Annotated in this window: 17 protein-coding genes and 1 pseudogene; 12 read left to right on the forward strand and 6 right to left on the reverse strand. The window is 74.7% G+C overall.

The annotated features are described in order from the left end of the window. Positions 1–136 precede the first annotated feature (136 nt). The 3 genes and pseudogenes from guaA to ACIQWA_RS34120 all read left to right on the forward strand — a co-directional run bounded on the left by guaA (position 137) and on the right by ACIQWA_RS34120 (position 2,915). A complete protein-coding gene (gene guaA, locus ACIQWA_RS34110) occupies positions 137–1,705 on the forward strand; it encodes a glutamine-hydrolyzing GMP synthase (protein ID WP_402489262.1) in 1,569 nt (522 codons plus the stop codon). A gap of 172 nt (positions 1,706–1,877) precedes the next feature. After that, positions 1,878–2,408 (forward strand): annotated as a pseudogene (locus tag ACIQWA_RS34115) (DoxX family membrane protein); the annotation flags it as partial. A gap of 222 nt (positions 2,409–2,630) precedes the next feature. Next, positions 2,631–2,915 carry a ubiquinol-cytochrome c reductase iron-sulfur subunit gene (locus ACIQWA_RS34120; protein ID WP_402489386.1) on the forward strand — a complete coding sequence of 95 codons (285 nt, stop codon included), beginning with the start codon at positions 2,631–2,633 and terminating at the stop codon, positions 2,913–2,915. 12 nt (positions 2,916–2,927) lie between these two features. Here the strand turns inward: ACIQWA_RS34120 and ACIQWA_RS34125 are convergent, their stop codons facing one another. Beyond that, the gene (locus ACIQWA_RS34125) at positions 2,928–3,137 is read right to left on the reverse strand and encodes a hypothetical protein (RefSeq protein ID WP_402489265.1); all 210 of its coding nucleotides are present in this window, start codon (positions 3,135–3,137) and stop codon (positions 2,928–2,930) included. Further along, positions 3,134–4,570, reverse strand: a complete 1,437-nt coding sequence (locus tag ACIQWA_RS34130; protein ID WP_402489267.1) for a PspC domain-containing protein — start codon at positions 4,568–4,570, stop codon at positions 3,134–3,136. The genes ACIQWA_RS34125 and ACIQWA_RS34130 overlap by 4 nt, the downstream gene beginning before the upstream one ends. A 263-nt stretch (positions 4,571–4,833) precedes the next feature. On the opposite strand from ACIQWA_RS34130, the gene ACIQWA_RS34135 reads away from it, so the two are divergent. The 3 genes from ACIQWA_RS34135 to pcrA all read left to right on the forward strand — a co-directional run bounded on the left by ACIQWA_RS34135 (position 4,834) and on the right by pcrA (position 9,595). Beyond that, positions 4,834–6,186 carry a PspC domain-containing protein gene (locus ACIQWA_RS34135; RefSeq protein WP_402489388.1) on the forward strand — a complete coding sequence of 451 codons (1,353 nt, stop codon included), beginning with the start codon at positions 4,834–4,836 and terminating at the stop codon, positions 6,184–6,186. Continuing rightward, positions 6,179–6,856, forward strand: a complete 678-nt coding sequence (locus ACIQWA_RS34140) for a response regulator transcription factor (RefSeq protein ID WP_360238143.1) — start codon at positions 6,179–6,181, stop codon at positions 6,854–6,856. The genes ACIQWA_RS34135 and ACIQWA_RS34140 overlap by 8 nt, the downstream gene beginning before the upstream one ends. Before the next feature lie 81 nt (positions 6,857–6,937). Then, complete coding sequence (gene pcrA, locus ACIQWA_RS34145; RefSeq protein WP_402489269.1) at positions 6,938–9,595, forward strand: DNA helicase PcrA; 2,658 nt, start codon at positions 6,938–6,940, stop codon at positions 9,593–9,595. Between the two features lie 66 nt (positions 9,596–9,661). On the opposite strand, the gene ACIQWA_RS34150 is transcribed toward pcrA, so the two are convergent. Continuing rightward, on the reverse strand, positions 9,662–10,450 hold the full coding sequence (locus ACIQWA_RS34150) for a M23 family metallopeptidase (RefSeq protein ID WP_402489272.1): 789 nt from the start codon (positions 10,448–10,450) through the stop codon (positions 9,662–9,664). 338 nt (positions 10,451–10,788) lie between these two features. Here ACIQWA_RS34150 and ACIQWA_RS34155 point away from each other — a divergent pair, with 338 nt between their 5' ends. Further along, positions 10,789–11,196 carry a cobalamin B12-binding domain-containing protein gene (locus tag ACIQWA_RS34155; RefSeq protein ID WP_360238137.1) on the forward strand — a complete coding sequence of 136 codons (408 nt, stop codon included), beginning with the start codon at positions 10,789–10,791 and terminating at the stop codon, positions 11,194–11,196. Between the two features lie 168 nt (positions 11,197–11,364). Here ACIQWA_RS34155 and ACIQWA_RS34160 read toward each other — a convergent pair whose 3' ends face one another. After that, positions 11,365–13,011, reverse strand: a complete 1,647-nt coding sequence (locus ACIQWA_RS34160) for a DUF5691 domain-containing protein (RefSeq protein WP_402489275.1) — start codon at positions 13,009–13,011, stop codon at positions 11,365–11,367. A 29-nt stretch (positions 13,012–13,040) separates the two neighbouring features. Then, a complete protein-coding gene (locus ACIQWA_RS34165; protein ID WP_402489276.1) occupies positions 13,041–14,354 on the reverse strand; it encodes an SWIM zinc finger family protein in 1,314 nt (437 codons plus the stop codon). Positions 14,355–14,555: 201 nt separating this feature from the next. Here ACIQWA_RS34165 and ACIQWA_RS34170 point away from each other — a divergent pair, with 201 nt between their 5' ends. The 5 genes from ACIQWA_RS34170 (at position 14,556) to sucD (ending at position 21,636) form a co-directional block, all read left to right on the forward strand. After that, positions 14,556–15,638 (forward strand): AAA family ATPase, encoded by a 1,083-nt coding sequence (locus ACIQWA_RS34170; protein WP_402489278.1) that lies wholly within the window; start codon positions 14,556–14,558, stop codon positions 15,636–15,638. Beyond that, the gene (locus ACIQWA_RS34175; RefSeq protein WP_402489281.1) at positions 15,635–17,989 is read left to right on the forward strand and encodes a DUF5682 family protein; all 2,355 of its coding nucleotides are present in this window, start codon (positions 15,635–15,637) and stop codon (positions 17,987–17,989) included. Before ACIQWA_RS34170 ends, ACIQWA_RS34175 begins: the two co-directional genes overlap by 4 nt. 46 nt (positions 17,990–18,035) lie before the next feature. After that, the gene (locus ACIQWA_RS34180; protein ID WP_402489283.1) at positions 18,036–19,202 is read left to right on the forward strand and encodes a VWA domain-containing protein; all 1,167 of its coding nucleotides are present in this window, start codon (positions 18,036–18,038) and stop codon (positions 19,200–19,202) included. A 353-nt stretch (positions 19,203–19,555) separates the two neighbouring features. Then, positions 19,556–20,728 carry an ADP-forming succinate--CoA ligase subunit beta gene (sucC, locus tag ACIQWA_RS34185; protein WP_360238125.1) on the forward strand — a complete coding sequence of 391 codons (1,173 nt, stop codon included), beginning with the start codon at positions 19,556–19,558 and terminating at the stop codon, positions 20,726–20,728. Between the two features lie 17 nt (positions 20,729–20,745). After that, on the forward strand, positions 20,746–21,636 hold the full coding sequence (gene sucD / locus ACIQWA_RS34190) for a succinate--CoA ligase subunit alpha (protein ID WP_360238123.1): 891 nt from the start codon (positions 20,746–20,748) through the stop codon (positions 21,634–21,636). Positions 21,637–21,758: 122 nt separating this feature from the next. Here the strand turns inward: sucD and ACIQWA_RS34195 are convergent, their stop codons facing one another. After that, complete coding sequence (locus ACIQWA_RS34195) at positions 21,759–23,573, reverse strand: LuxR C-terminal-related transcriptional regulator (RefSeq protein ID WP_402489286.1); 1,815 nt, start codon at positions 23,571–23,573, stop codon at positions 21,759–21,761. Positions 23,574–23,625 lie beyond the last annotated feature (52 nt).

Consider the following 23,625-nt stretch of genomic DNA (forward strand, 5'->3'; position numbering starts at 1 on the left):
AGCCCGGTAGAATCGGTGTCCAGACACCCCACACCCGTCCGCCGCCGCTGCCCTCCGTCGGGGAGGCGGCTGCGCGCGACACCTCGATACCGCTGCCGGAAGGCCGTCTGTGTCCTCTGCAATTCCCGTCCAGTCCGTGCCGGACAACGACACCGTCCTGGTGGTCGACTTCGGTGCCCAGTACGCCCAGCTCATCGCCCGTCGGGTGCGTGAGGCGCGGGTCTACAGCGAGATCGTGCCGAGCAGCATGCCGGTCGCCGAGATGCTCGCCAAGAACCCCAAGGCGATCATCCTCTCCGGCGGTCCGTCGTCGGTCTACGAAGAGGGCGCGCCGCAGCTCGACCGCGCGATCTTCGAGGCCGGTGTCCCGGTCTTCGGCATGTGCTACGGCTTCCAGCTGATGGCGAAGGTCCTGGGCGGCACCGTCGACAACAGCGGCGCCCGCGAGTACGGCCGCACCCCGCTGAAGGTCTCCCGTACCGGTTCCACCCTGTTCGAGGGCGTCCCGGCGGAGCACTCGGTGTGGATGTCGCACGGCGACGCCTGCTCCGCCGCCCCCGAGGGCTTCACCGTCACCGCGTCCACCGAGGTGGTCCCGGTCGCGGCCTTCGAGAACGACGAGGCCCGGCTGTACGGCGTCCAGTACCACCCCGAGGTGCTGCACTCCGACCACGGCCAGCAGATCCTGGAGCACTTCCTCTACCGCGGCGCCGGCATCGCCCCGACCTGGACCACCGGCAGCGTGGTCGAGGAGCAGATCGCCCTGATCCGCGAGCAGGTCGGCAACAAGCGCGCGATCTGCGGCCTGTCCGGCGGCGTGGACTCCGCGGTCGCCGCGGCCCTGGTCAACAAGGCCATCGGCGACCGGCTGACCTGCGTGTACGTCGACCACGGCCTGATGCGCAAGGGCGAGACCGAGCAGGTCGAGAAGGACTTCGTGGCCGCCACCGGCGTCCAGCTCAAGGTCGTCGACGCCTCCGAGCGCTTCCTGAACGCGCTCAAGGGGGTCACCGACCCCGAGGAGAAGCGCAAGATCATCGGCCGCGAGTTCATCCGGGTCTTCGAGCAGGCCCAGGCCGAGATCGTCGCCGAGGCCGGCGCGCACGGCGAGTCGGTCGACTTCCTGGTCCAGGGCACCCTGTACCCGGACGTGGTGGAGTCCGGCGGCGGCACCGGCACCGCCAACATCAAGTCCCACCACAACGTCGGCGGCCTGCCCGAGGACCTCCAGTTCCAGCTGGTCGAGCCGCTGCGCAAGCTGTTCAAGGACGAGGTCCGGATGGTCGGCCAGGAGCTGGGCCTGCCCGAGGAGATCGTCCAGCGCCAGCCGTTCCCGGGCCCCGGCCTGGGCATCCGGATCGTCGGCGAGGTCACCAAGGAGCGTCTGGACCTGCTCCGCGACGCCGACGCGATCGCCCGCGAGGAGCTGACCGCGGCCGGCCTGGACCGCGAGATCTGGCAGTGCCCGGTCGTGCTGCTCGCCGACGTGCGCAGCGTGGGCGTGCAGGGCGACGGCCGCACCTACGGCCACCCGATCGTGCTGCGTCCGGTCTCCTCCGAGGACGCCATGACCGCCGACTGGTCGCGCCTGCCGTACGACGTGCTGGCGAAGATCTCCACCCGGATCACCAACGAGGTCCGCGACGTCAACCGCGTCGTCGTTGACGTCACCAGCAAGCCGCCGGGCACCATCGAGTGGGAGTGAGCACTCCCCGCGAAGCCTGAACAGCCGCGCCGTCGTTCCCGTAGTGAAGGGGACGGCGGCGCGGCCGTGCGCGGCCCCGGCTCCGGTACGTCCCACCGAAAACGTGCAGGAGCGGGCAGAATGCGGACCGGACCTGTCAGAGTGTGGCAGGCCGCGAGGGAAGGTGTACGGGATGTCGGAGGTCAGCAACTCCGAGGCGATCGACGGCGGGGCGGCGGCCGGCCGGGCCGACCGGGCGGCCCAGCGCCGGGCGTTCGCGTCCAGGTACGCGCTGCTGCCGCTGCGGTTGTTCCTCGGCGTCACCTTCGTCTACGCCGCCCTGGACAAGCTCTCCGACGCGCACTTCCTGGCCGGCGGCGGGGACCCGGCCTCCTTCGTCTCGCAGACCCAGGCCGCCAAGGCGGGCGGCAGCCCGATCGGCTTCCTGCTCGGCCCCGCGCTGGACTCGCCCACGCTGGCGGCGCTGGCCGTCGCCTTCGGCGAACTGGCGGTCGGCCTCGGCACCCTGCTCGGCCTCTGGGGCCGGGTCGCGGCGCTCGGCGGCGCGCTGATCAACCTCAGCCTGTGGCTGACCGTCAGCTGGAACGTCTCGCCGTACTACCTCGGCAACGACCTCGGCTACCTGATGGCCTGGACCCCGCTGCTGCTGGCCGGCACGCCGTACCTGTCGGTGGACGGCTACCTGGCCCGTCGGGCCGGCCGGGACCGCGAGCGGGGGCTGACCGAGGAGCACGTCAAGCGCCGGGCGCTGGTGGACGGCGGCATCGCGGCGGTCGCGATCGGCGGCGCCGGGCTGCTGACCGGCTCGCTCACCCGCACCTTCGGCCGCAGCGGCAAGGCCGCGCCCAAGCAGTCCGCGGCCCCGGCCCCCGGCGGCACCGCGACGGCGCCGGCCGCGCCCGCCCCGACCGTGGCCGCGGCGAGCGTGCCGGTCGGCGGCTCGGCCCAGGTCAAGGACCCGGCCACCGGGGACGGCGTCTACATCGTGCAGCCCAAGGCCGGCCAGTACTGCGCCTTCTCGGCCGTCTGCACCCACTCCGGCTGCGCGGTGGACGCCCCGAAGAACGGCCAGCTGTACTGCCCCTGCCACGGCTCCCGCTTCGACGCCGCGACCGGCGCGGTGGTCAACGGCCCGGCGGTCAAGCCGCTGCCCCGCTACGCCGTCAGCAAGAACGGCGACAAGCTGGTCCTGGGCCCGCAGCAGGGCTGACCGTACGGTCTCTCATTCGTCCCGGTCCGGCCGGCTCCGCCGGGCCACCGCGGCGACCGCGCCGGCCAGGCCGCCGACGCCGAGCACGATGAAGGTGACCGGGACGACGACGCGTCCGTTCACCGACCGGTCGTTGAGCGCCGCCACCAGGTAGAGCACGGCGATCACGGTGAACAGGGCGCCCGCGATCAACGAGAACAGGTCGAGCCGGTGCTTCCTCACTGCTGGACCACCTTGATGTCGCCGATGCCGATGCCGAGTTGGAGATCGATGCTGCCCTTGGACGGGCGACCGTCCACCGGGCCGAGCTGGTAGACGTGCCGTCCGGTGCCGTCGTTGCGGTCGCCGGGGACGGTCACGTTGCCCAGGCCGACCCGGGCCACCAGGTCCACCGTGACGTCCGCCGGCACGGTGACCACCAGTTCGCCGGCCCCGAGGTCGACCTTGGTGGCGACGGTGGCGCCGGCCGGGTCCAGCCGGGAGAGGTCCAGCCGGGAGAGGTCCAGCCGGATGTTGCCGGCGCCGAGGTTGTAGCGGTCCTTGAGGTCCGCGGCCCTGGCGACCGTCCAGGTGCGGTCGCCGACGGCGTCCTGCACGGTGTGCGGCGAGTGGCCGGCGAAGGCCAGCGCCAGGGTGGTCAGCAGCCCCAGCACCGCGAGCTTGCGGGCCTTGCCGAACTTCGCGGCCAGCAGCAGGGTCAGACCGATCACCAGCAGCCCGGTGGCCAGCACCACGGTGCTCAGCTTGGTGACGTCGGTGTGGCCGACCGAGGCGGACCAGACCGCGGTGGCGGCGCCGATCGCCAGCAGGAAGCCGAAGAAGCCGAGCGGCGAACGCTCCTTGGGGTGCCGGACGACGGCCGGTTCGCGCTGCTCCGGGCGCTCCTTGCGCAGCGGGTCGCCCTCCGGGAGGTCGGCCCGCTGCCACCAGGCCGGGGCCGGGACGCCCGGCGGCGGCACCTTCGGGCCCGCACCGGGCGGCGGGGTGCCGCCCTGGTCGGTGGCGCCGTACGGGTTGCGCTCGGGGTGGCGGGGGTCCCACAGGTAGCCGCTCGGGCCGGGGGTGGGGGAGTCGGCGGGGACGGTCCCGGCGGCCCGCGCGGCGGCGTGCCGGGCCCGGGCCTCGTCCGACGGCCAGCCGTAACCGCCGTCGTCGGGGAAGTGGCGGTCGTACGGGCCGCCGCGACGGCGGCCGCGGCGCCGGAAGCCGCCGCGGCGGCGCTCCGGGTCGTAGCGCACCGCCAGGAAGACCAGCCCGCCGAGCAGCAGCAGCGGGAACAGCTGGTCGCCGTCGCCCATCGAGGAGAAGAACACCCCGGTGCCGATCACGGTCAGCAGGACCGCGCCGATCGACTGGCCGTCGACCCGGCCGGTCAGCACCCGCTGGAGCTCGGTGCGCCCGCCGTGGCCCTTGCCCTCGCCGGCCTCGGTCGGGACGATCAGCCAGGCCAGGCCGTACAGGAAGAGTCCGAGGCCGCCGGAGAGGCAGAGCACCACGATGACCACCCGGAACACCACCGGGTCGATGTCCAGGTGCCGCCCGAGGCCGCCGCAGACGCCGGCCACCACGCGGTGGTGCTCGGTCCTGGTGAGCGGCGGGCGCTCCGGTTCCGGCGGGGCGGTGGGCCCGGCCTCCTGGATGTGGTCCTCGGTCATGGGCACCATCCTTCCGGCAGCGGGTGGGCGGACCCAACCGGGTACGGCCCTGCCCGTACCCTGACTTGTCCCTGATAAGGCTGGGGGACACACCCTGATGCGCCCGGAGGCGCCCGCGTGGAACCATCGGTGACGTGGCAGCACCCGGTACCGATCCCCGCCCCCTCGCCTCCGACGCCGCGGCGTCGGCCGGCGCCGACCCGAACGCGCCCGCTGGCGGTCGGCCGCCCTACCGCCGGCTGTACCGCAGCCCGCAGGGGCGGATGCTGGGCGGCGTCGCGCACGGCCTGGCGGTGCACCTCGGGCTGCCGGTCCGCTGGGTCCGGCTGGCCTTCGTGCTGCTGTTCTTCGCGCAGGGGATCGGCGCGCTGCTGTACGCGGCGTTCTGGTTCGTGGTGCCGATCGGCATCGGCGAGCCCTCGCAGCGCGGCGGCACCCACTGGGTGAACGTCAACGGCGTCTACGTCCCGACCTCGCCCTGGCTGCGGCCGGGCACCCCGCTGACCAAGTCGGGCGGCGGCGGTTGGGTCGGCCGGCTGCGCGAACTGCTCCAGCACGCGCTCCAGGGCGAGCCGGTGGCCGGCACCGCCGTGGAGGGCGAGGGCGAGGGCGGGGCCGGCGCCCGGCCCGGTGGCCGGACCGGGCAGGGCGGCATCGGCCAGCTCGCCGCCCTGGTCATGGTCGTGATCGGCCTGATCGCGCTGCTGAACGTGCTCGGCTGGCAGACCGCCAAGCCGTACACCTGGCCGCTGCTGGCGATCGGCGTCGGCGTGGCGCTGGTCTGGCGGCAGGCCGACGACTCGCGCTGGCAGCGCTGGTTCGGCATCGAGGAGGGCGAGAAGCGCCGAAGCGCCTACACCCGGGTCGGTGCGGGCGTGCTGCTCGCGGTGGTCGGCACCATCGCGCTGCTCGCCATGCAGGGCAGCGGCTCCACCCTCGGCTCGGTGATCGAGGCCTCGCTCGCGGTGCTGGCCGGCGTGCTGGTGCTGCTCGGCCCGTACGGCCTGCGGCTGTGGCAGGACCTCGGCGCCGAGCGCACCGCCCGCATCCGGGCCCAGGAGCGCGCCGAGATCGCCGCGCACATCCACGACTCGGTGCTGCACACCCTCACCCTGATCCAGCGCCGGGCCGAGGACCCCAAGGAGGTGCTCCGGCTGGCCCGCTCCCAGGAGCGCGAGCTGCGGCTGTGGCTGTACCGCCCGGAGGCCGCCGCCGAGGCCGCGCCGGACACCATGGCGGAGTCCCTGCGCGCCGCCGTCGCCGAGGTCGAGGACCGGCACGGCGTCCCGGTCGAGCTGGTCATCGTCGGCGACTGCCCGATGGACGAGCGGATCGCGGCACAGATGCAGGCCGCGAGGGAGGCGACCGTCAACGCGGCCAAGTACGGTGGCGGGGGACCGGTCCAGGTCTACGCCGAGGTGGAGGGGAGGACGGTGTCGGTGTTCGTTCGCGACCACGGCCCCGGCTTCGACCCCGACACGGTGCCCGAGGACCGGATGGGCGTACGGGAGTCGATCATCGGCCGGATGAAGCGCAACGGCGGCACCGCGCGGGTGCGGCCGGCGGCGGGCGGCGGCACCGAGGTCGAGCTGGAGATGGAGAGAACGAATGACTGAGGCAGAGCCGGGGCGCACGGCCAGGGTCGTACTGGTGGACGACCACCGGATGTTCCGGACGGGGGTCAGGGCCGAGATCGGCCGCACCGACGTGACCGGGATCGACGTGGTGGGCGAGGCCGACGACGTGGACTCGGCGGTCCGGGTGGTCGCCGAGACCAGGCCGGACGTCGTACTGCTCGACGTCCACCTGCCCGGCGGCGGCGGCGTCGAGGTGCTGCGCCGCTCGGCCGGCGTGATGGGCGAGCAGGGGGGAGTGAAGTTCCTGGCGCTCTCCGTCTCGGACGCCGCCGAGGACGTCATCGGCGTGATCCGCGGCGGTGCCCGCGGCTACGTCACCAAGACCATCACCGGCACCGACCTGGTCGACGCGATCTTCCGGATCGCCGACGGCGACGCGGTCTTCTCGCCCCGGCTGGCCGGCTTCGTCCTGGACGCCTTCGCCGCCACCGACACCCCGCCGGTGGACGAGGACCTGGACCGGCTCACCCAGCGTGAGCGCGAGGTGCTGCGGCTGATCGCCCGCGGCTACGCCTACAAGGAGATCGCCAAGCAGCTCTTCATCTCGGTGAAGACCGTCGAGAGCCACGTCTCCGCCGTGCTGCGCAAGCTCCAGCTCAGCAACCGCCACGAGCTGACCCGCTGGGCCACCGCCCGCCGCCTGGTCTGAGCCCCGCGTCGTCGAGCCCGTCCGGCCGGATTCCCTCGGCCGGGCGGGCTTGTCGGTGGGTGGCCATAGACTCGGAGTGCCATGAGTAGCCTCTTTGACGACCTCCCGCTCCCCGGTTTCGAGGCACCCGCCGCCGGGTCGAAGCAGCCCGCCGTGCCCGTCGCCGCCGACGAGGAGCCCCCGCCGTACGAGGACCAAGTCCCGTACGACGCGTACGAGGAGGCGATCCCGGACGGGCTCTTCCACACCGACCACGCCGCCGAGGCCGAGCGGGACGCCTGGTACCGCAACGGCGCCGCGCGGACGGTGGTCGACCCGGCGCAGCTGCTGGAGGGGATGAACGACCCCCAGCGCGAGGCCGTGCTGCACGCCGGCTCGCCGCTGCTGATCGTGGCCGGCGCCGGCTCCGGCAAGACCCGGGTGCTGACCCACCGGATCGCCCACCTGCTGGGCGCCCGCGGGGTGCAGCCGGGCGAGATCCTGGCGATCACCTTCACCAACAAGGCCGCGGGTGAGATGCGCGAGCGCGTCGAGGCGCTGGTCGGCCCGCGCGCCCGGGCGATGTGGGTGTCCACCTTCCACAGCGCCTGCGTGCGGATCCTGCGCCGCGAGTCCAAGGTGCTGGGCTTCACCTCCAGCTTCTCGATCTACGACTCGGCCGACTCCCAGCGGCTGATGTCGCTGGTCTGCCGCGACCTCGACCTGGACCCGAAGCAGTTCCCGCCGAAGTCCTTCACGGCGAAGGTCAGCAACCTCAAGAACGAGCTGATCGACGAGGAGACCTTCGCCGACCAGGCCGCCAACCCGATGGAGAAGAAGCTCGCCGAGGCGTACGCGCTCTACCAGCGGCGGCTGCGCGAGGCCAACGCGCTCGACTTCGACGACATCATCATGACGACGGTGAACCTGCTGCAGGCCTTCCCGGACGTCGCCGAGCACTACCGCCGCCGGTTCCGGCACATCCTGGTCGACGAGTACCAGGACACCAACCACGCCCAGTACATGCTGGTCCGCGAGCTGAGCGGGGGCTCCGTCGCGGCCGCGCCCAAGCGCACCGTGGACGGCGAGTTCGTGAACCCGGCCGCCGCGCACCTCGCCGAGGTGCCGCCCGCCGAGCTGTGCGTGGTCGGTGACGCGGACCAGTCGATCTACGCCTTCCGCGGCGCGACCATCCGCAACATCCTCCAGTTCGAGGAGGACTACCCGAACGCGACCACGATCCTGCTGGAGCAGAACTACCGCTCCACCCAGACCATCCTGAGCGCCGCCAACGCCGTCATCGAGCGCAACGCCAACCGGCGCGAGAAGAAGCTCTGGACGGCCGGGGACCACGGCGAGAAGGTGGTCGGCTACGTCGCGGACGACGAGCACGGCGAGGCCCAGTTCATCGCCGACGAGATCGACCGGCTCACCGACAAGGGCGAGGCCAAGCCCGGCGACGTCGCGATCTTCTACCGCACCAACGCCCAGTCCCGGGTGTTCGAGGAGGTGTTCATCCGGGTCGGCCTGCCGTACAAGGTGGTCGGCGGGGTGCGCTTCTACGAGCGCAAGGAGGTCCGGGACGTCCTGGCCTACCTGCGGGTGCTCTCCAACCCGGAGGACACCGTGCCGCTGCGCCGGATCCTCAACGTGCCCAAGCGCGGCATCGGCGAGCGGGCCGAGGCGATGATCGACGCGCTGGCCGCCCGGGAGCGGATCTCCTTCGCCCAGGCGCTGGTGCGGGTCGACGAGGCGTACGGGATGGCCGCGCGCTCGGCCAACGCCGTCAAGAAGTTCAACGTCCTGATGGCCGGGCTGCGCCAGGTCGTCGAGTCGGGCGCGGGCCCGGCGGCGGTGCTGGAGGCCGTCCTGGAGGAGACCGGCTACCTGGCCGAGCTCCAGGCCTCCACCGACCCGCAGGACGAGACCCGGGTCGAGAACCTCCAGGAACTCGCGTCGGTGGCGCTGGAGTACGAGCAGGACCCGGGCGAGCGGCCGGACGCCGGGGAGGACGGCGCGCCGCCGGTCGGCTCGCTGGCCGACTTCCTGGAGCGGGTCGCGCTGGTGGCCGACTCCGATCAGCTCCCGGATGCGAAGCAGTACGGGACAGAAGAAGGAAGTCCGGACGACGACGAGGAGGGGCAGGGCGTCATCACGATGATGACCCTGCACACCGCCAAGGGCCTGGAGTTCCCGGTCGTCTTCCTGACCGGCATGGAGGACGGGATCTTCCCGCACATGCGGGCGCTCAACCAGGTCAAGGAGCTGGAGGAGGAGCGCCGGCTCGCGTACGTCGGCCTCACCCGGGCCCGCGAGCGGCTCTACCTGACCCGCTCTGTGCTGCGCAGCGCCTGGGGTCAGCCGGCCTACAACCCGGCCTCGCGGTTCCTGGAGGAGATCCCGGAGGCGCTGGTCGAGTGGAAGCGGACGGGGGCGGCCCAGGCGCCGGTCCAGCGCGGCTTCTCCTCGGGCTCGTCCTGGGGCAAGTCCTCGTCCGGGGGCGGGAGTTCGCGGTCCTCGTCGTCCGGTTCGGCCGCGCCGAAGGCGGGTTGGGGGCAGTCGGTGCGGCGCGGCGGCAAGGTCGTGGAGCGCGAGGTCGCCCCGCTCGCCGTCGGCGACCGGGTCAGCCACGACACCTTCGGGCTGGGCACCGTGGTGGGCGTGACGGGCGCCGGCGACAACGCGCAGGCCGAGGTGGACTTCGGCTCGGGCGGCCGCAAGCGGCTGGTGCTGCGCTACGCGCCGGTCGAGAAGCTGTAGGGCGTCCTCGGCGCGCCCGGCGTCCCGGGTTCGGCGTCTTTGGGCGGCCTGGGTGCGGCCTGGGCGCTACCTCGGGTCCAGGCCGTTCGAGAGGAACCAGGGCAGCGGGTCGATCGGCCCGCTGTCCTTCGGCCTGATCTCGAAGTGCAGGTGCGGCCCGGTGCTGTTGCCGCTGCTGCCGACGAAGGCGATCACGTCGCCCTGCTTCACCGGCCCCTTGCGGACCTTGTAGCTGCGCAGGTGGCAGTACCAGGCCTCGGTGCCGTCCGGCATCTTCAACATCGACATGTAGCCGTAGAACGGGTTCCACTGGGTCCGGACCGTCCCGTCGGTGACGGCGTACACCTCGGAGCCGCCGTCCACCGGGAAGTCGATGCCGGTGTGCCGCCTGGCCCAGTGCTCGCCGGAGGCGCCGAACAGCTCGCCCAGGCCGTGCCGGGCGACCGGCATGACCACCTTGGGCTTGACCGGTTCGGGGGTCGGCTGGGCGGTCGGGGTGGCGGTGGGCGTGCCGTCGCCGGGCTGGGCGCCGGTCAGCGGCTGGCGGGCGTCGCCGCGCGAGGTCTGGGTCTGGTCGGTGTGGACGAGCGCCTGCGGTGCGGCCTGCGGTGTGGCCGGGCCGGTGGTGGCGTCGGCCGCCGAGGCCTGTGCCGGCACCCGGTCGGCCCGCTCCTGGACCACCGCCGCGCCCGCCGCCCCGGCGACCCCGAGCGCGGCCACCGAGGGCACCGCGACCCGGAACAGCGCGGCCCGGGTGGCCGCCCTGGCGGCGCCGCGGCGCTGTACGCGGGACTGCTGGCGGGCGGCGAGGCGCAGCTCCGCACGGGTGGGGCGGGCGGCTGCTTCGGGAGCCATCGGGGGCTGCCTCCTCGGTGGGCCTCGGTCACGTCGTCGGGCGAGGTAAACAGGCGTGACTGTAGTCCCACGTCGACACCCCGGAAAAACCGCCGGTTGTCAAGGGGGCGCACGGGGGTCCGCGCGGTGTCCGGGGGGACCGCCGACGGGCGTACCCGCTGGTAGCAAGGCCCGGCGCTGTGACTTTGCCCTCCTCTTGGGAGGTGGCTCGGCCAAGCGGGGCGGGTGGCGCTAATCTCCCCTCAGGTTGGTTGGTTATCGAGCGTTAACCGCGTCAACCGCACCGAGGGCCCACGAAGCCCGGTCGGATGATGGACGACGAGGTCCAGGAGGCAGTGATGAGTGTGTCGGGGCCGATCCGTGTGGTGGTCGCCAAGCCGGGGCTCGACGGTCACGACCGTGGCGCCAAGGTCATCGCGCGCGCCCTGCGCGACGCCGGTATGGAGGTCATCTACACCGGGCTGCACCAGACCCCCGAGCAGGTGGTCGACACCGCGATCCAGGAGGACGCGGACGGCATCGGGCTGTCGATCCTCTCCGGCGCCCACATGACCCTGTGCGCCAAGGTGCTGCAGCTGTTGAAGGAGCGCGACGCCGAGGACATCAAGGTCTTCTGCGGCGGGATCATCCCGGACGAGGACATCGCCGAGCTCAAGGCGATGGGCGTCGCCGACATCTTCACCCCGGGTACGCCCACCCGGGACGTGGTCGCCTGGGTCGAGGCCAACCTGCGGACCGCCGGCTGAGCTTCGCCGGTTGGGCCTTGTTGGCTGGGCTCCGGTGTGCGCCGAGCGGGCCGGTCCGTCCTGGACCGGCCCGCTCGGGCGTTCCCGGGGCGTGCTCCGGTACGGCCGCGCTGCCCGCCCGGCCGTACCCGCCCACCCGCCGTACCGGCCGCCCGGCCCGACGGTGCGTCAACCGGCGTGGACCGTCAGCTCGTCGAGCATCGCCGCCCGGAAGCGCAGGGTCCCGGCCAGCCGGGCGAAGGTCTCCGACCAGGCGGAGTCGGGCGAGGCTCCGGCGGCCAGCTCCTCCACCGCGGCGGCCGTCCCGGGGGCGAGCGCGCGCTCCGTCATCCCGAGCACCCCGCTGTGGCTCCACGGGTACGCGCCGGAGGCGGCGGCCCGGGCCAGCGCCGTCACCACGGCGGTGGACAGCGGCGGCGTCCACGGGGTGGCGCAGGCCCCGAGCAGCTGGAAGGCCTCGGCAAGGCCGTGCACCTCGATGAAGGCGGCCGTCCAGGCGGCCCGTTCCTCGGGCGGGAGCACGGCCAGCAGCTTCGCCGGGGCGCCGGTGACCCGCGCGCCCCGGGCCCGCCCGGCGCCCCGGGTCGGCGGGGCGGGGGCCGGGCCGAGCAGGGCCCGGGCCCAGTCGGCGTCGTGCTGGCGCACGGCGGCGCGCGCCCAGGCCTCCCGCAGGTCGTCGGCCCAGCTGCTGCTGGTCTCGTCCACGCTGTCGCCGACCCGCAGTGCGAGCAGCTGCTCGGGCGTCAGACCGGTGTCGGCCGACCAGACCGACAGCGGCGCGGCGGCCACCACCTCGCCGAACCACCAGGCCCGTTCGCCGCGCCCGGTGGGCGACTTGGGGGCGATGCCGTCGCGCTGCATCCGCTCGTCGCACTCGGCGGGCGGGGTGACCAGCAGGTGGGTGCCGCTGTCGGCGAGCCGGACGGCGGCCCGGGCCCGCTCGGCCATCCGCCGGGCGAGCGCCGAGTCGGGCAGGGTGGAGAGCAGTTCGGCGGCGGTGGCGCGGACGTTCTTGCTGCGGTCGCCCAGGGCGGCCTCCAGGAAGGGCTCGTCGGCGGGGGAGAGGCCGTCCTGGAGGGCGTCCAGGAAGAGCAGCCGGTCCTCGGCGCGCTCGGTGGGCCAGGTGCTGCGCAGCAGCTCCAGTCCGGCGGCCGGGTCGCGGCGGCGCAGCATGGTCAGATGGGTGACCCGCTCGGCGAACAGGCCCTCGTGCCACAGCCGGTGGTCGTCCGGGCCGGCCGGGTTGTCCGGCTCGGCCGGGTCGTTCGGCCCCCGGGTCGGGCCGGCGGTGGTGCGCAGCACGAACCGCCAGTCCGGGTTCTGCGCGGCGAGCCAGCGGCCCAGCGGGCCGGCCAGCGCCACGGCGTCGGAGCGCAGTTCGCTGCGCGCCCGGGCGGCGTCGAGCAGCCCGGGTATCAGCGCGGCGGGCGGCCGCAGGCCCTCGGCCCGGGCGGTGGCGAGCCACTGCGGCAGCAGCTCGGCGAGGTTGGCCAGGGTGCCGCCGCCGGTGCCGCCGCCAGTGCCGCCGGTGCGCCCGCCGAGCAGGACGGCCAGCCGGCGGGCGGCGGCCTCGGGCAGTTCGGGTCGGGGGTCCTCGGGGGCGGGCGGCCCGGGCGGCTCGGTGGCCGGTACCGGCAGGGCGCCGGCCCGGCGGCGGACGGTGGCCAGCGCGGCCAGCTCCAGCAGGGCGGTCGCCGGGTCGGACGGGTCCACGGCGTCGGCGAGCGGCAGGGCGGTGGGCGGGAGCGGGCGCCGGTCGGTGCCGAGCAGGGCGCTGGTCCGCAGCGGCTCCCACGGGTCCTGGTTGAGGGTCATCGTCGGTTCTCCTGAGACGTCGGGTTCTCCTAAGCGGAGGTGAGGCCGACCGGGCGGTGCTCGGCGCTCCAGGCGGTGACCGGCGCGAAACCCTGGTGGCCGTACTCGCCGAACACCGTCAGCGGGCGGCCGGTGGAGACCGCGGCCAGCCGCCACAGCGCGGCCTCGGGGACGGCCGAGGGGCGGACCGGGACGGTGTGGTGGCCGTCCGTCAGGTGCCAGCCGTCCGGGGCGCGGACCGGGACGACCCCGGCGAGCACGGTCGGCCAGCTGTCCAGCCACGGGTCGTCGGCCACCGCCGTGCCGTACCCGGCGACCGCCTCGGCGACGGTGAGCCCGGCGGGCGCCTCGGCCGGGCCGGGCCCGGGGGCGCCGTAGCGGGTGCCGAGCACGGCGCGCAGCGGGCGGGCGCCGGGGTGGTAGGCGAGTTCGGCCTCCAGCAGGTGGCCGGTGGGCAGGGCGAGGTCGGGGGCCTGGCCGGGGCGGCCGAAGGCGAGCAGCAGGGCGGGGCGGCCGGTCTTGGCGCCGCGCAGCCAGACCCGGCGGGTGGTGAGCCGCTCGTCGGTCCCCCCTTCCATCGGCGCGGTGCGGCTGCCGAGCACCAGCCAGCGGTCCCGTACGGTCGGGCCGGCCAGCACCTCGGCGGCGTCCAGGGTGTAGCCGACCCGGGCGCGGACGGTGGCGGCCAGGTCGGCCGGCAGTTCGTCGAGCCGGGTGGCGGCGGTGGCCAGCAGGTGCAGCATCGCGTACTCCTCCAGTAGCCGGTCCTCCGGCAGGGTGTCCAACTCCCGTACCCGGGTGGCGAGTCCGGAGGCCTGGGCATCGACCATCCGGGCCGCGACCTCCTCCCAGGGGCCGGCCGTGGAGTGGTCGGCCAGGCCGTGCCGGATTCGGTCGGCCAGCCGCAGCCGCAGTTCGGCCGCGCCGGCCGCGACCCGGGCTCCGCGCCGCTCGGCCCGGCGGCGGGCGGCCTCCTGGTCGGCCGGGGCGCTCGCGCGCTTCTCGGCCCGTGCCTGCCGCGCCCCGAGCCATTCGGCGGCCCAGTCGGCGGCCTCGCCGACCGGGACGGCCTCGGGGGTGCCGCTCCACAACAGGAGGAGTCCGAGCGCGTGCTTGCACGGGAACTTCCGGCTGGGGCAGCTGCACCGGTAGGCGGGCGCGGCGAGTTCGATCACGGTGCGGTACGGCGTACGGCCGCTGCCCCGGCACTCGCCCCAGAGGACGGCGCCGTCGGTGCCCGTGCCGGACCAGGGCGTGGGCGCGGACAGCCGGCCCGCCGCCTTCCGCGACGCGGCGTCAGGGGCCAGCGACAGGACGTGTTCGGTGCTCCAGCGTTCCTCCATGCGACCGACGGTAGGCGGGGGCACTGACAGCGGCTGACTGTCCGTCCGGTCCCCGTCCGGCGGTTGTCCGGCGCCCGTCCGGCGGTTGTCAGTGCCGCGTTGCAAGGTGGTTCCCACAGGCCGGGACGCCGACCTGGCTCCCCCCGTTCACCCCACCACCGGGGCACCCGCGTACCCGGCGGCCGACCTCAAGGAGCCCCCATGACCGACGTTCTGCGGCAGCACGCCGAGGACGCGTTCGCCGGTGAACTGGCCGCGCTGGCCGCGCAGGACGACCGTCCGCGCCCCGAGCGCTGGAAGCTCTCGCCGTGGGCCGTGGCGACGTACCTGCTCGGCGGCGAGCTGCCGGACGGCACCCGGATCACCCCCAAGTACATCGGCCCGCGCCGGATCGTCGAGGTCGCCGTCACCACCCTGGCGACGGACCGCGCGCTGCTGCTGCTCGGCGTGCCCGGCACCGCGAAGACCTGGGTGTCCGAGCACCTGGCCGCCGCGATCAGCGGCGACTCCACGCTGCTGGTGCAGGGCACCGCGGGCACCCCCGAGGAGGCCGTCCGGTACGGCTGGAACTACGCCCGGCTGCTCGCCCACGGCCCCAGCCGGGACGCCCTGGTGCCCTCGCCGCTGATGCGGGCGATGGCGGACGGCAAGCTCGCCCGGATCGAGGAGCTCACCCGCATCCCGGCCGACGTGCAGGACAGCCTGATCACCGTCCTGTCCGAGAAGACCCTGCCGGTACCGGAGTTGGGCGGCGAGACGCAGGCCGTGCGCGGCTTCAACGTGATCGCCACCGCCAACGACCGGGACCGCGGCGTCAACGAGCTGTCCAGCGCGCTGCGCCGCCGCTTCAACACCGTGGTGCTGCCCCTGCCCGGCTCGCTGGACGAGGAGGTCGACATCGTCACCCGCCGGGTCAACCAGCTCGGCCGCTCCCTCGACCTGCCCGAACTGCCCGGCGGCGCCGAGGAGATCAGGCGCGTGGTGACGGTCTTCCGGGAGCTGCGGGCCGGGCTCACCGTGGACGGCCGGACGAAGGTCAAGAGCCCGAGCGGCACCCTCTCCACCGCCGAGGCGATCTCGGTGCTGACCAACGGCCTCGCTCTGGCCACCCACTTCGGCGACGGCGTGCTGCGTGCCGGGGACGTGACGGCCGGCATCCTCGGCGCGGTCGTCCGCGACCCGGTGGCGGACCGGGCGGTGTGGCGCGAGTACGTCGAAGGGGTGGTGCGCGAGCGCGACGGCTGGAAGGACTTCTACCGTGCGGCCCGCGAGGTGACGGCGTGACGCCGGAGGTCGCCCTGCTGGGCGTCCGGCACCACGGCCCCGGCTCGGCCCGGGCGGTGGCGGCCGCGCTGGCGCAGTGGCGGCCGGACGCGGTGCTGGTCGAGGGCCCGGCGGAGGCCGACGCCGTCGTCCACCTGGCGGCCGGGAAGGACCTGGTGCCGCCGGTGGCCCTGCTCGCCCACGCGGTGGACGACCCGTCCCGGGCCGCGTTCTGGCCGTACGCCGAGTTCTCCCCGGAGTGGGTGGCGGTCCGGCACGCGGTGGACCACGACCTGCCGGTCCACTTCATCGACCTGCCCGCCGGGTACGCCTTCGCGCCGGCCGCGGGGGAGCGGGCCTGGGACCGGGCCGACGACCAAGCCGGGGAGGCCGGCGAGGAGCGGCCCGCGGACCCGCTGGCGCTGCTCGCCGAGGCCGCCGGCCACGACGACCCGGAGCGCTGGTGGGAGGACGTGGTCGAGCACCGCGCCCCCGGCACGGACGCGCTGGCACCGTTCGCCGCCGTCGCCGAGGCGATGGCCGCGCTGCGCGCCGAGGGGCTCGGCGAGTCCCGCCGGGACGAGCTGCGCGAGGCCCACATGCGCCAGCGGATCCGGGCCGCCCGGCGGGCCGGGCACCGCCGGATCGCCGTGGTCTGCGGCGCCTTCCACGTGCCCGCGCTGGCGGCCATGCCCACCGTGGCGCACGACCGGGCGCTGCTCGCCGGGCTGCCGAAGAAGGTGCGGGCCGACATCACCTGGATCCCGTGGACGCACCGCAGGCTCTCCCAGGCCGCCGGGTACGGCGCGGGCGTCCAGTCGCCCGGCTGGTACCACCACCTGTTCAGCACCGCGGGGGACCCGGTGCCGCGCTGGCTCACCCGGGCCGCCGAGCTGCTGCGCGCCGAGGACCACCCGGTCTCCTCCGCCCACGTGATCGAGGCGGTCCGGCTCGCCGAGACCCTCGCGGTGCTGCGCGGCCGCCCGCTCGCCGGGCTGACCGAGACCCTGGACGCCGTCCGCGCGGTGCTCTGCGAGGGTTCGGACGTCGCCCTGGAACTCGTCCGGGACCGCCTGGTGGTCGGTGACGCGCTCGGCGAGGTGCCGGACGGCGCGCCGGCGGTGCCGCTGCAGCGCGACCTGGCCCGGCTGCAGCGCTCGCTGCGGCTCAAGCCGGAGGCCGCGCCCCGGGACCTCGACCTGGACCTGCGCAAGGACACCGACGCGGCCCGCTCCCGGCTGCTGCACCGGCTGCGGCTGCTGGGCGTCGAGTGGGGCGTGCCGGCCCGGTCCTCGGTCAACTCCACCGGCACCTTCCGGGAGAGCTGGCGGCTGTGCTGGCAGCCGGAGTTCGCGGTCCGGATCGCCGAGGCCGCCCAGTGGGGCACCACGGTGGAGGAGGCCGCCGTCGGCAAGGCGGTCGGCACCGCCCGGGCCGCCGTCGAACTCGCCGAGCTGACCGGCCTGGTGGAGACCTGCCTGCTGGCCGGGCTGTCCGGTGCGCTGCCCGCGGTGATGCGGGAGCTGGCGGACTGCGCGGCCCTGGACACCGACGTCGCGCACCTGGCGGGCGCGCTGCCCGCGCTGGTCCGGGCACTGCGCTACGGCGACGTGCGCGGCACCGACCACGGTGCGCTGGCCGGGGCCGCGGCCGGGCTGGCCGAGCGGGTCTGCGTCGGGCTGCCACCCGCCTGTGTCGGTCTGGACGCGGACGGCGCGGCGGCGATGCGGGCCCGGATCGACGAGGTGCACGGCGCAATCACCCTGCTCGGCCCGGACGCGGCCGCGCAGCAGGCCGGTGACGCCGATGACGCCCGTGAAGCCGGGGGCACCGAGGGCCTGCCCGACCGCTGGGCCGCCGCCCTGCGCTCGCTGGCCCGCCGCGAGCCCGCCGGCTCCCCGGCCACCGGCGTCCCCGGCCTGCTGCGCGGCCGCGCCGTCCGGCTGCTGCTGGACGACGGCCGGCTGGACTCCGAGGAGGCCGGCCGACGGCTCCGGCTGGTGCTGTCGACGGCCAACGCCCCGGCCGACGCGGCCGGTTGGGTCGAGGGCTTCCTCACCGGCGGCGGCGCCCTGCTGCTGCACGACCCCCGGCTGCTCGCCCTGCTGGACGAGTGGCTCGGCGGGGTCGGCGCCGAGGTGTTCACCGATGTCCTGCCACTGCTGCGGCGCACCTTCGCCGGGCTGGAGGCGGGCGTGCGCACCACCATCGGCGGCCGGGTCGCGGCCGGTCCGCTGGACGCCGCCCCGGCGGCGCCCGAGTCGGCCCGGGCGCTCGACCCGGACCGCGCCGATGCGGCCCTCCCGGTGCTGGCCGTACTGCTCGGCGTCCACCCGCGGATCCCCCGCCAGCCCACCGGCCGCAACACCTGACCGCGGCCGCCACCCCCGACCCGCCCGCCGTACCGAGGAGGACCCGATGGCAGCGACCCCGACCGACGAACGGCTGCGCCGCTGGCGCCTGGTGCTCGGCGGCGAGGCCGACGGCACCGGCTGCACCCTGCGCGGCCGGGACGCCGCGATGGACGGCGCCCTCGCCGCGCTCTACCGGGGCGCGCCGCAGGAGGGCGGCAGGGCGCCCCGGGGCGGCCGCCGCAGCGCCGGGCTGGGCGGTTCGGCCCCGCAGGTGGCCCGCTGGCTGGGCGACATCCGGGAGTACTTCCCGTCCACCGTCGTCCAGCTGATGCAGCAGGACGCGATCACCCGGCTCGGCCTGGACCGGCTGCTGCTGGAGCCGGAGATGCTGGCGGCCGTCGAGCCGGACGTGCACCTGGTCGGCACCCTGCTGTCGCTCAAGCACGCGCTGCCCGAGACCACCCGGGAGTCGGCCCGGGCCGTGGTCGGCAAGGTGGTCGCCGAGCTGGAGCGCCGACTGGCCGACCGGACCAGGGCCACCGTGGGCGGCGCCCTGGACCGCAGCGCCCGGGTGAACCGGCCGCGCCACCGGGACATCGACTGGGACCGGACGATCCGGGCCAACCTCGGGAACTACCTGCCCGAGTACGGCACCGTGGTGCCCGAGCGGCTGGTCGGGTACGCCCGTGCCCGGCGGGCGGTGCGGAAGGACGTCATCCTCTGCGTCGACCAGTCCGGCTCGATGGCGTCGTCCGTCGTCCACGCCGCGGTCTTCGGCGCGGTGCTCGCCTCGATGCGCAGCCTGGAGACCCGGCTGGTCGTCTTCGACACCTCGGTGGTCGACCTCACCGAGCAGCTGACCGACCCGGTGGACGTCCTGTTCGCCACCCGGCTCGGCGGCGGCACCGACATCAACCGGGCGCTCGCCTACTGCCAGTCGAGGATCACCCGGCCGTCGGAGACCGTCGTGGTGCTGGTCAGCGACCTGTACGAGGGCGGCATCCGGGACGGCATGCTGCGGCGGGTCGCCGCGATGAAGGCGGCGGGCGTCCAGTTCGTCGCGCTGCTCGCGCTCTCCGACGAGGGCGCCCCCGCGTACGACCACGCCCACGCCGCCGCCCTGGCCGCGCTCGGCGCCCCGGCCTTCGCCTGCACCCCGGACGCCTTCCCCGAGATCATGGCGGCGGCGATCGAGAAGCGTCCGATCGTGAGCCCCGGCCGGGAGCCCTGACCGGGAGCCGACACCGGGAGCCTGGACCGGGAGCCAGGACCGGGGCCGCGACGACTTCACTCGAACGTGTGAATCGCTCGATCGGCGGACCGCAGGTGCCGCCGACGGCCGTGGGCCGATCTGTGACGGTTCTCACCCATGACGGACAGGCCCCGGGCGGAACAGTCCCGTCCCACGGGGATAACCTGCCAGACGGACGTGACGCGCGTGTTGATTGACGTGTGCGCCCGTGGCTGTGTGGGCCGCAAGGCCGTACCTCTGCGTACCCGCACCGCTTCGACGACCCGCAGCGAAGATCCTGCCGTGGCACGCTCGTAGAGACACAATCCGCGACCACGAACAAGGACAAACACGTGGACCTGTTCGAGTACCAGGCGAGGGACCTCTTCGCCAAGCACGGTGTGCCCGTGCTTGACGGCGATGTCATCGAGACCGCCGCAGACGCTGCCGCCATCGCGGAGCGCTTCGGCGGCCGCGCCGTCGTCAAGGCTCAGGTGAAGGTGGGTGGCCGAGGCAAGGCCGGTGGCGTGAAGCTCGCCGCCGACCCGGCGGACGCCGTCGCCAAGGCCGAGCAGATCCTCGGCATGGACATCAAGGGCCACACCGTTCACAAGGTGATGCTGGCCCAGACCGCGGACATCAAGGACGAGTACTACGTCTCGTTCCTGCTGGACCGCACCAACCGCACCTTCCTGGCCATGGCCAGCGTCGAGGGCGGCGTGGAGATCGAGGTCGTCGCCGAGCAGAACCCCGACGCGCTCGCCAAGATCCCGGTCGACGCCAACGAGGGCTGCACCCCGGAGAAGGCCGCCGAGATCGTCGCCGCGGCGAAGTTCCCGGCCGAGGTCGCCGACCAGGTCGCCGAGGTCCTGCAGAAGCTGTGGACCGTCTTCATCAAGGAGGACGCCCTCCTCGTCGAGGTCAACCCGCTGATCAAGTCCGGTGAGGGCAAGATCATCGCGCTCGACGGCAAGGTCTCCCTGGACGAGAACGCCGAGTTCCGCCAGCCCGAGCACGAGGCGCTCGAGGACAAGGCCGCGGCCAACCCGCTCGAGGCGGCCGCCAAGGCCAAGGGCCTGAACTACGTCAAGCTCGACGGCCAGGTCGGCATCATCGGCAACGGCGCGGGCCTCGTCATGAGCACCCTCGACGTGGTCGCCTACGCCGGTGAGAAGCACGGCGGCGTCAAGCCCGCCAACTTCCTGGACATCGGTGGCGGCGCCTCCGCCGAGGTCATGGCGAACGGCCTGGAGATCATCCTGGGCGACCCCGACGTCAAGTCGGTCTTCGTCAACGTCTTCGGCGGCATCACCGCCTGTGACGCGGTCGCCAACGGCATCGTGCAGGCCCTCGCGCTCCTGGAGAGCAAGGGCGAGAACGTCACCAAGCCGCTGGTCGTCCGCCTGGACGGCAACAACGCGGAGCTGGGTCGCAAGATCCTCGACGACGCCAACCACCCGCTGGTCCAGCGCGTGGACACCATGGACGGCGCCGCTGACCGCGCCGCCGAGCTGGCCAACAAGTAAGGAAGGGACTCAACACCATGGCTATCTTCCTTACCAAGGACAGCAAGGTCATCGTCCAGGGCATGACCGGCGCCGAGGGCATGAAGCACACCCGCCGCATGCTCGCCTCCGGCACCCAGATCGTCGGCGGTGTCAACCCGCGCAAGGCCGGCACCACGGTCGACGTCGACGGCACCGAGATCCCGGTCTTCGGCTCCGTCGCCGAGGCCATGAAGGAGACCGGCGCCGACGTCTCCGTGCTCTTCGTGCCGCCGGCCTTCACCAAGGCCGCCGTCATCGAGGCCATCGACGCCGAGATCGGCCTGGCCGTCGTCATCACCGAGGGCGTTCCGGTGCACGACACCGCCGCCTTCTGGGCGTACGCCGGCTCGAAGGGCAACAAGACCCGGATCATCGGCCCGAACTGCCCCGGCCTGATCAGCCCCGGACAGTCGAACGCCGGCATCATCCCGGCCGACATCACCACCTCCGGCAAGATCGGCCTGGTCTCGAAGTCGGGCACCCTGACCTACCAGCTCATGTACGAGCTGCGCGACATCGGCTTCTCCTCGGCCGTGGGCATCGGCGGTGACCCGGTCATCGGGACCACCCACATCGACGCCCTCAAGGCCTTCCAGGAGGACCCGGAGACCGAGATCATCGTCATGATCGGTGAGATCGGTGGCGACGCCGAGGAGCGTGCCGCGGCCTACATCGCCGAGCACGTCACCAAGCCGGTCGTCGGCTACGTCGCGGGCTTCACCGCCCCCGAGGGCAAGACCATGGGCCACGCCGGCGCCATCGTCTCGGGCTCCTCGGGCACCGCCCAGGCGAAGAAGGAGGCCCTCGAGGCCGCCGGTGTCAAGGTCGGCAAGACGCCGTCCGAGACCGCCCGCCTGGCCCGCGAGATCATCGCCGCCAAGGGCTGACCCCGGTCACCCGTGCGTTGAGCGCCCCCGCCCTCTCGTAGGGCGGGGGCGCTCGCCGTTCCGGGGCCGGCGCGCAGGCTCGCCCGCGCGCCGGAGCCTCAGTGCGCCGGGGTGCCGGCGCGTCAGTGCGCCGGGCCGGTGGCGCAGGGCAGCGGCGACCAGCTCGGGCAGACCGCCGGGTCCTGCTGCGGCGGCGGGGCCACGCCGTGGGCCGCGGCCGGCAGCTCCCAGCGCGCGACCGCCTGGGCCTGCGGCTCCGCCACCACCGCCGCCAGCCCCGGCGTCGGACTGCACCACAGGCTGGTGATGCCGTTCGGTGCCCCGCCCGGCAGCAGCGGCACGCCCGGCGCCTCCACCTCCGCGGTCGGGGCCGGCACGCAGAGCGTGGGGACCGGCTGCTCCGGCCGGTGGAACAGCGCCGCCGGACGCAGCCCGGAGAGCGTCGCCACCGTCGCCCCGCCCACGGCGACCGTCAGCAGCACCGCCGCGCCCGTCCGGGCGGCCGTGCTCAGCCGGTGCTGGGCCCGGAGCACCGGTACCGGCGCCCGGTGCGGCTCCGGGCAGCCCCGCACCGCCGCCCGGTGCAGCAGCCTGCTCAGCCCGTCCGCGAACCCCGGTGCCGCCGGGTCCGTCCCCACCAGCTCCGGCACCCACTGCGTCAGCGCCGCCCGCGCCGCCCACACCCGCCCCTCGGCGGCCGCCTGGGTCGACTCCACCTCCACCGCGACCGCCGCCGCCGGCAGCCCCAGCCCGTCGTGCAGCACCAGGGCCCGCCGCTGCGGCCGGGACAGCCGCCGCAGGGCCTTCAACAGCGCCTTGTCCCGGTCGGTCAGCCGGTCGTGGTCCGGCAGCACCGACTGGGCCTCGTCGGCCGGGCGGACCCTGATCCGCCGGTGCGGCAGCGTCCACGCGTGCACCCGCCGGGGGCCGCCGCGCCGCCACGGCGACAGCGCCAGCTCGCAGGCCCGCACCCGCACCCAGCCCTCCGGATCGCCCGATCCGACCACCCCGCCCCAGTCCTGCCGGGCCTCCCCGAACGCCCGCCGCACGCAGTGCACCGCGCGGTGGCGGCAGGCGGTCAGCAGGAACACCTGCTGCACCAACCGGGTGTGCGCGGCCTCGTACAGCTCCTCGAAGCTCTCCGTCAGGTCCCGTCCGTGGCCCGCCTCGGTGAGCGCCGCGCTGATCCGTTCACGGGAGTCGGCGGCGTCGCGCCCGCCGGGGGCGGGGGCGGGAGCGGGCCGAGCGGCCGCGGGCGCCGGTGGGGCGGCCGGTTCGGGGGCACCGGCCGGGGCGGCGGCCGCGGCGGTGGTGCCCGGCTTCCGTCCGGCTCCCTGCGGGCCGCGCGTGCCGTCCGCGGGACGACGGCGCCGGGCCTCGGGCTTGCCCGGGGCGGGGCCGGACCGGGCGGACGGGCCCTGGTGCCGGCCCTGCTGCTGGGGCTGCTGCTGGCCGGTCTGCTGGCCGGGGCCGGAGGCCGCCGGGGTGCCGGGCTCGCCGTGCGCCGTCGACCGGCCGGGGCCGGGGCCGGAGCCGGTGCCGGGGCCGGTGGAGCGGTGGTGGCGGTCGCTGTCGGTGCCGGGCTTCCCGCCGGTCGGGGTGGTCTTGGTCATGCCGCTGCGTTCTCCCGGGGCAGTGGGGGCCACTCGCGTGCGGTCGGTGCCGGTGCGGTCGGTGCCGGTGGGGGCGGCCGGGGGGCGCCGACCCGGGCCGGTCGGAGGTGCGGTCCTGAGCAGGGCGATCGCGGCGGCTTCGGTGGGACAGCCGAGCTTGCGCATGGCCCGGTGCAGATAACTACGGGCGGTCGCGGTGGTGACGCCGAGTGCGGCGGCGGTGTGATCGAGACCGTGTCCGGCGGCCAGGTGGGTGAGGGCCTGGACCTCACGGGGGGTCAGCTTCCGCAGTGGATCGGTGGCGCGGGTGGGTGGCGTGGTCATCAGACGCTCCGGGCCGGGGCGACGGCGGCTTGGGGGCAGGGTCTGAAAAGGC

Origin of the sequence: Kitasatospora sp. NPDC098652 (genome assembly GCF_044760155.1) — a bacterium.
GTDB lineage: Bacteria > Actinomycetota > Actinomycetes > Streptomycetales > Streptomycetaceae > Kitasatospora.

Excerpts from the sequence above, each read along its gene's own strand:
- ACIQWA_RS34130 (WP_402489267.1), bottom strand. The coding sequence starts at position 4,570 with ATGACCGAGGACCACATCCAGGAGGCCGGGCCCACCGCCCCGCCGGAA.
- pcrA (WP_402489269.1), top strand. The coding sequence starts at position 6,938 with ATGAGTAGCCTCTTTGACGACCTCCCGCTCCCCGGTTTCGAGGCACCC.
- ACIQWA_RS34135 (WP_402489388.1), top strand. The coding sequence starts at position 4,834 with ATGCTGGGCGGCGTCGCGCACGGCCTGGCGGTGCACCTCGGGCTGCCG.
- sucD (WP_360238123.1), top strand. The coding sequence starts at position 20,746 with ATGGCTATCTTCCTTACCAAGGACAGCAAGGTCATCGTCCAGGGCATG.
- ACIQWA_RS34160 (WP_402489275.1), bottom strand. The coding sequence starts at position 13,011 with ATGACCCTCAACCAGGACCCGTGGGAGCCGCTGCGGACCAGCGCCCTG.
- ACIQWA_RS34155 (WP_360238137.1), top strand. The coding sequence starts at position 10,789 with ATGAGTGTGTCGGGGCCGATCCGTGTGGTGGTCGCCAAGCCGGGGCTC.
- ACIQWA_RS34180 (WP_402489283.1), top strand. The coding sequence starts at position 18,036 with ATGGCAGCGACCCCGACCGACGAACGGCTGCGCCGCTGGCGCCTGGTG.
- ACIQWA_RS34140 (WP_360238143.1), top strand. The coding sequence starts at position 6,179 with ATGACTGAGGCAGAGCCGGGGCGCACGGCCAGGGTCGTACTGGTGGAC.
- ACIQWA_RS34150 (WP_402489272.1), bottom strand. The coding sequence starts at position 10,450 with ATGGCTCCCGAAGCAGCCGCCCGCCCCACCCGTGCGGAGCTGCGCCTC.
- ACIQWA_RS34195 (WP_402489286.1), bottom strand. The coding sequence starts at position 23,573 with ATGACCACGCCACCCACCCGCGCCACCGATCCACTGCGGAAGCTGACC.
- ACIQWA_RS34165 (WP_402489276.1), bottom strand. The coding sequence starts at position 14,354 with ATGGAGGAACGCTGGAGCACCGAACACGTCCTGTCGCTGGCCCCTGAC.
- ACIQWA_RS34170 (WP_402489278.1), top strand. The coding sequence starts at position 14,556 with ATGACCGACGTTCTGCGGCAGCACGCCGAGGACGCGTTCGCCGGTGAA.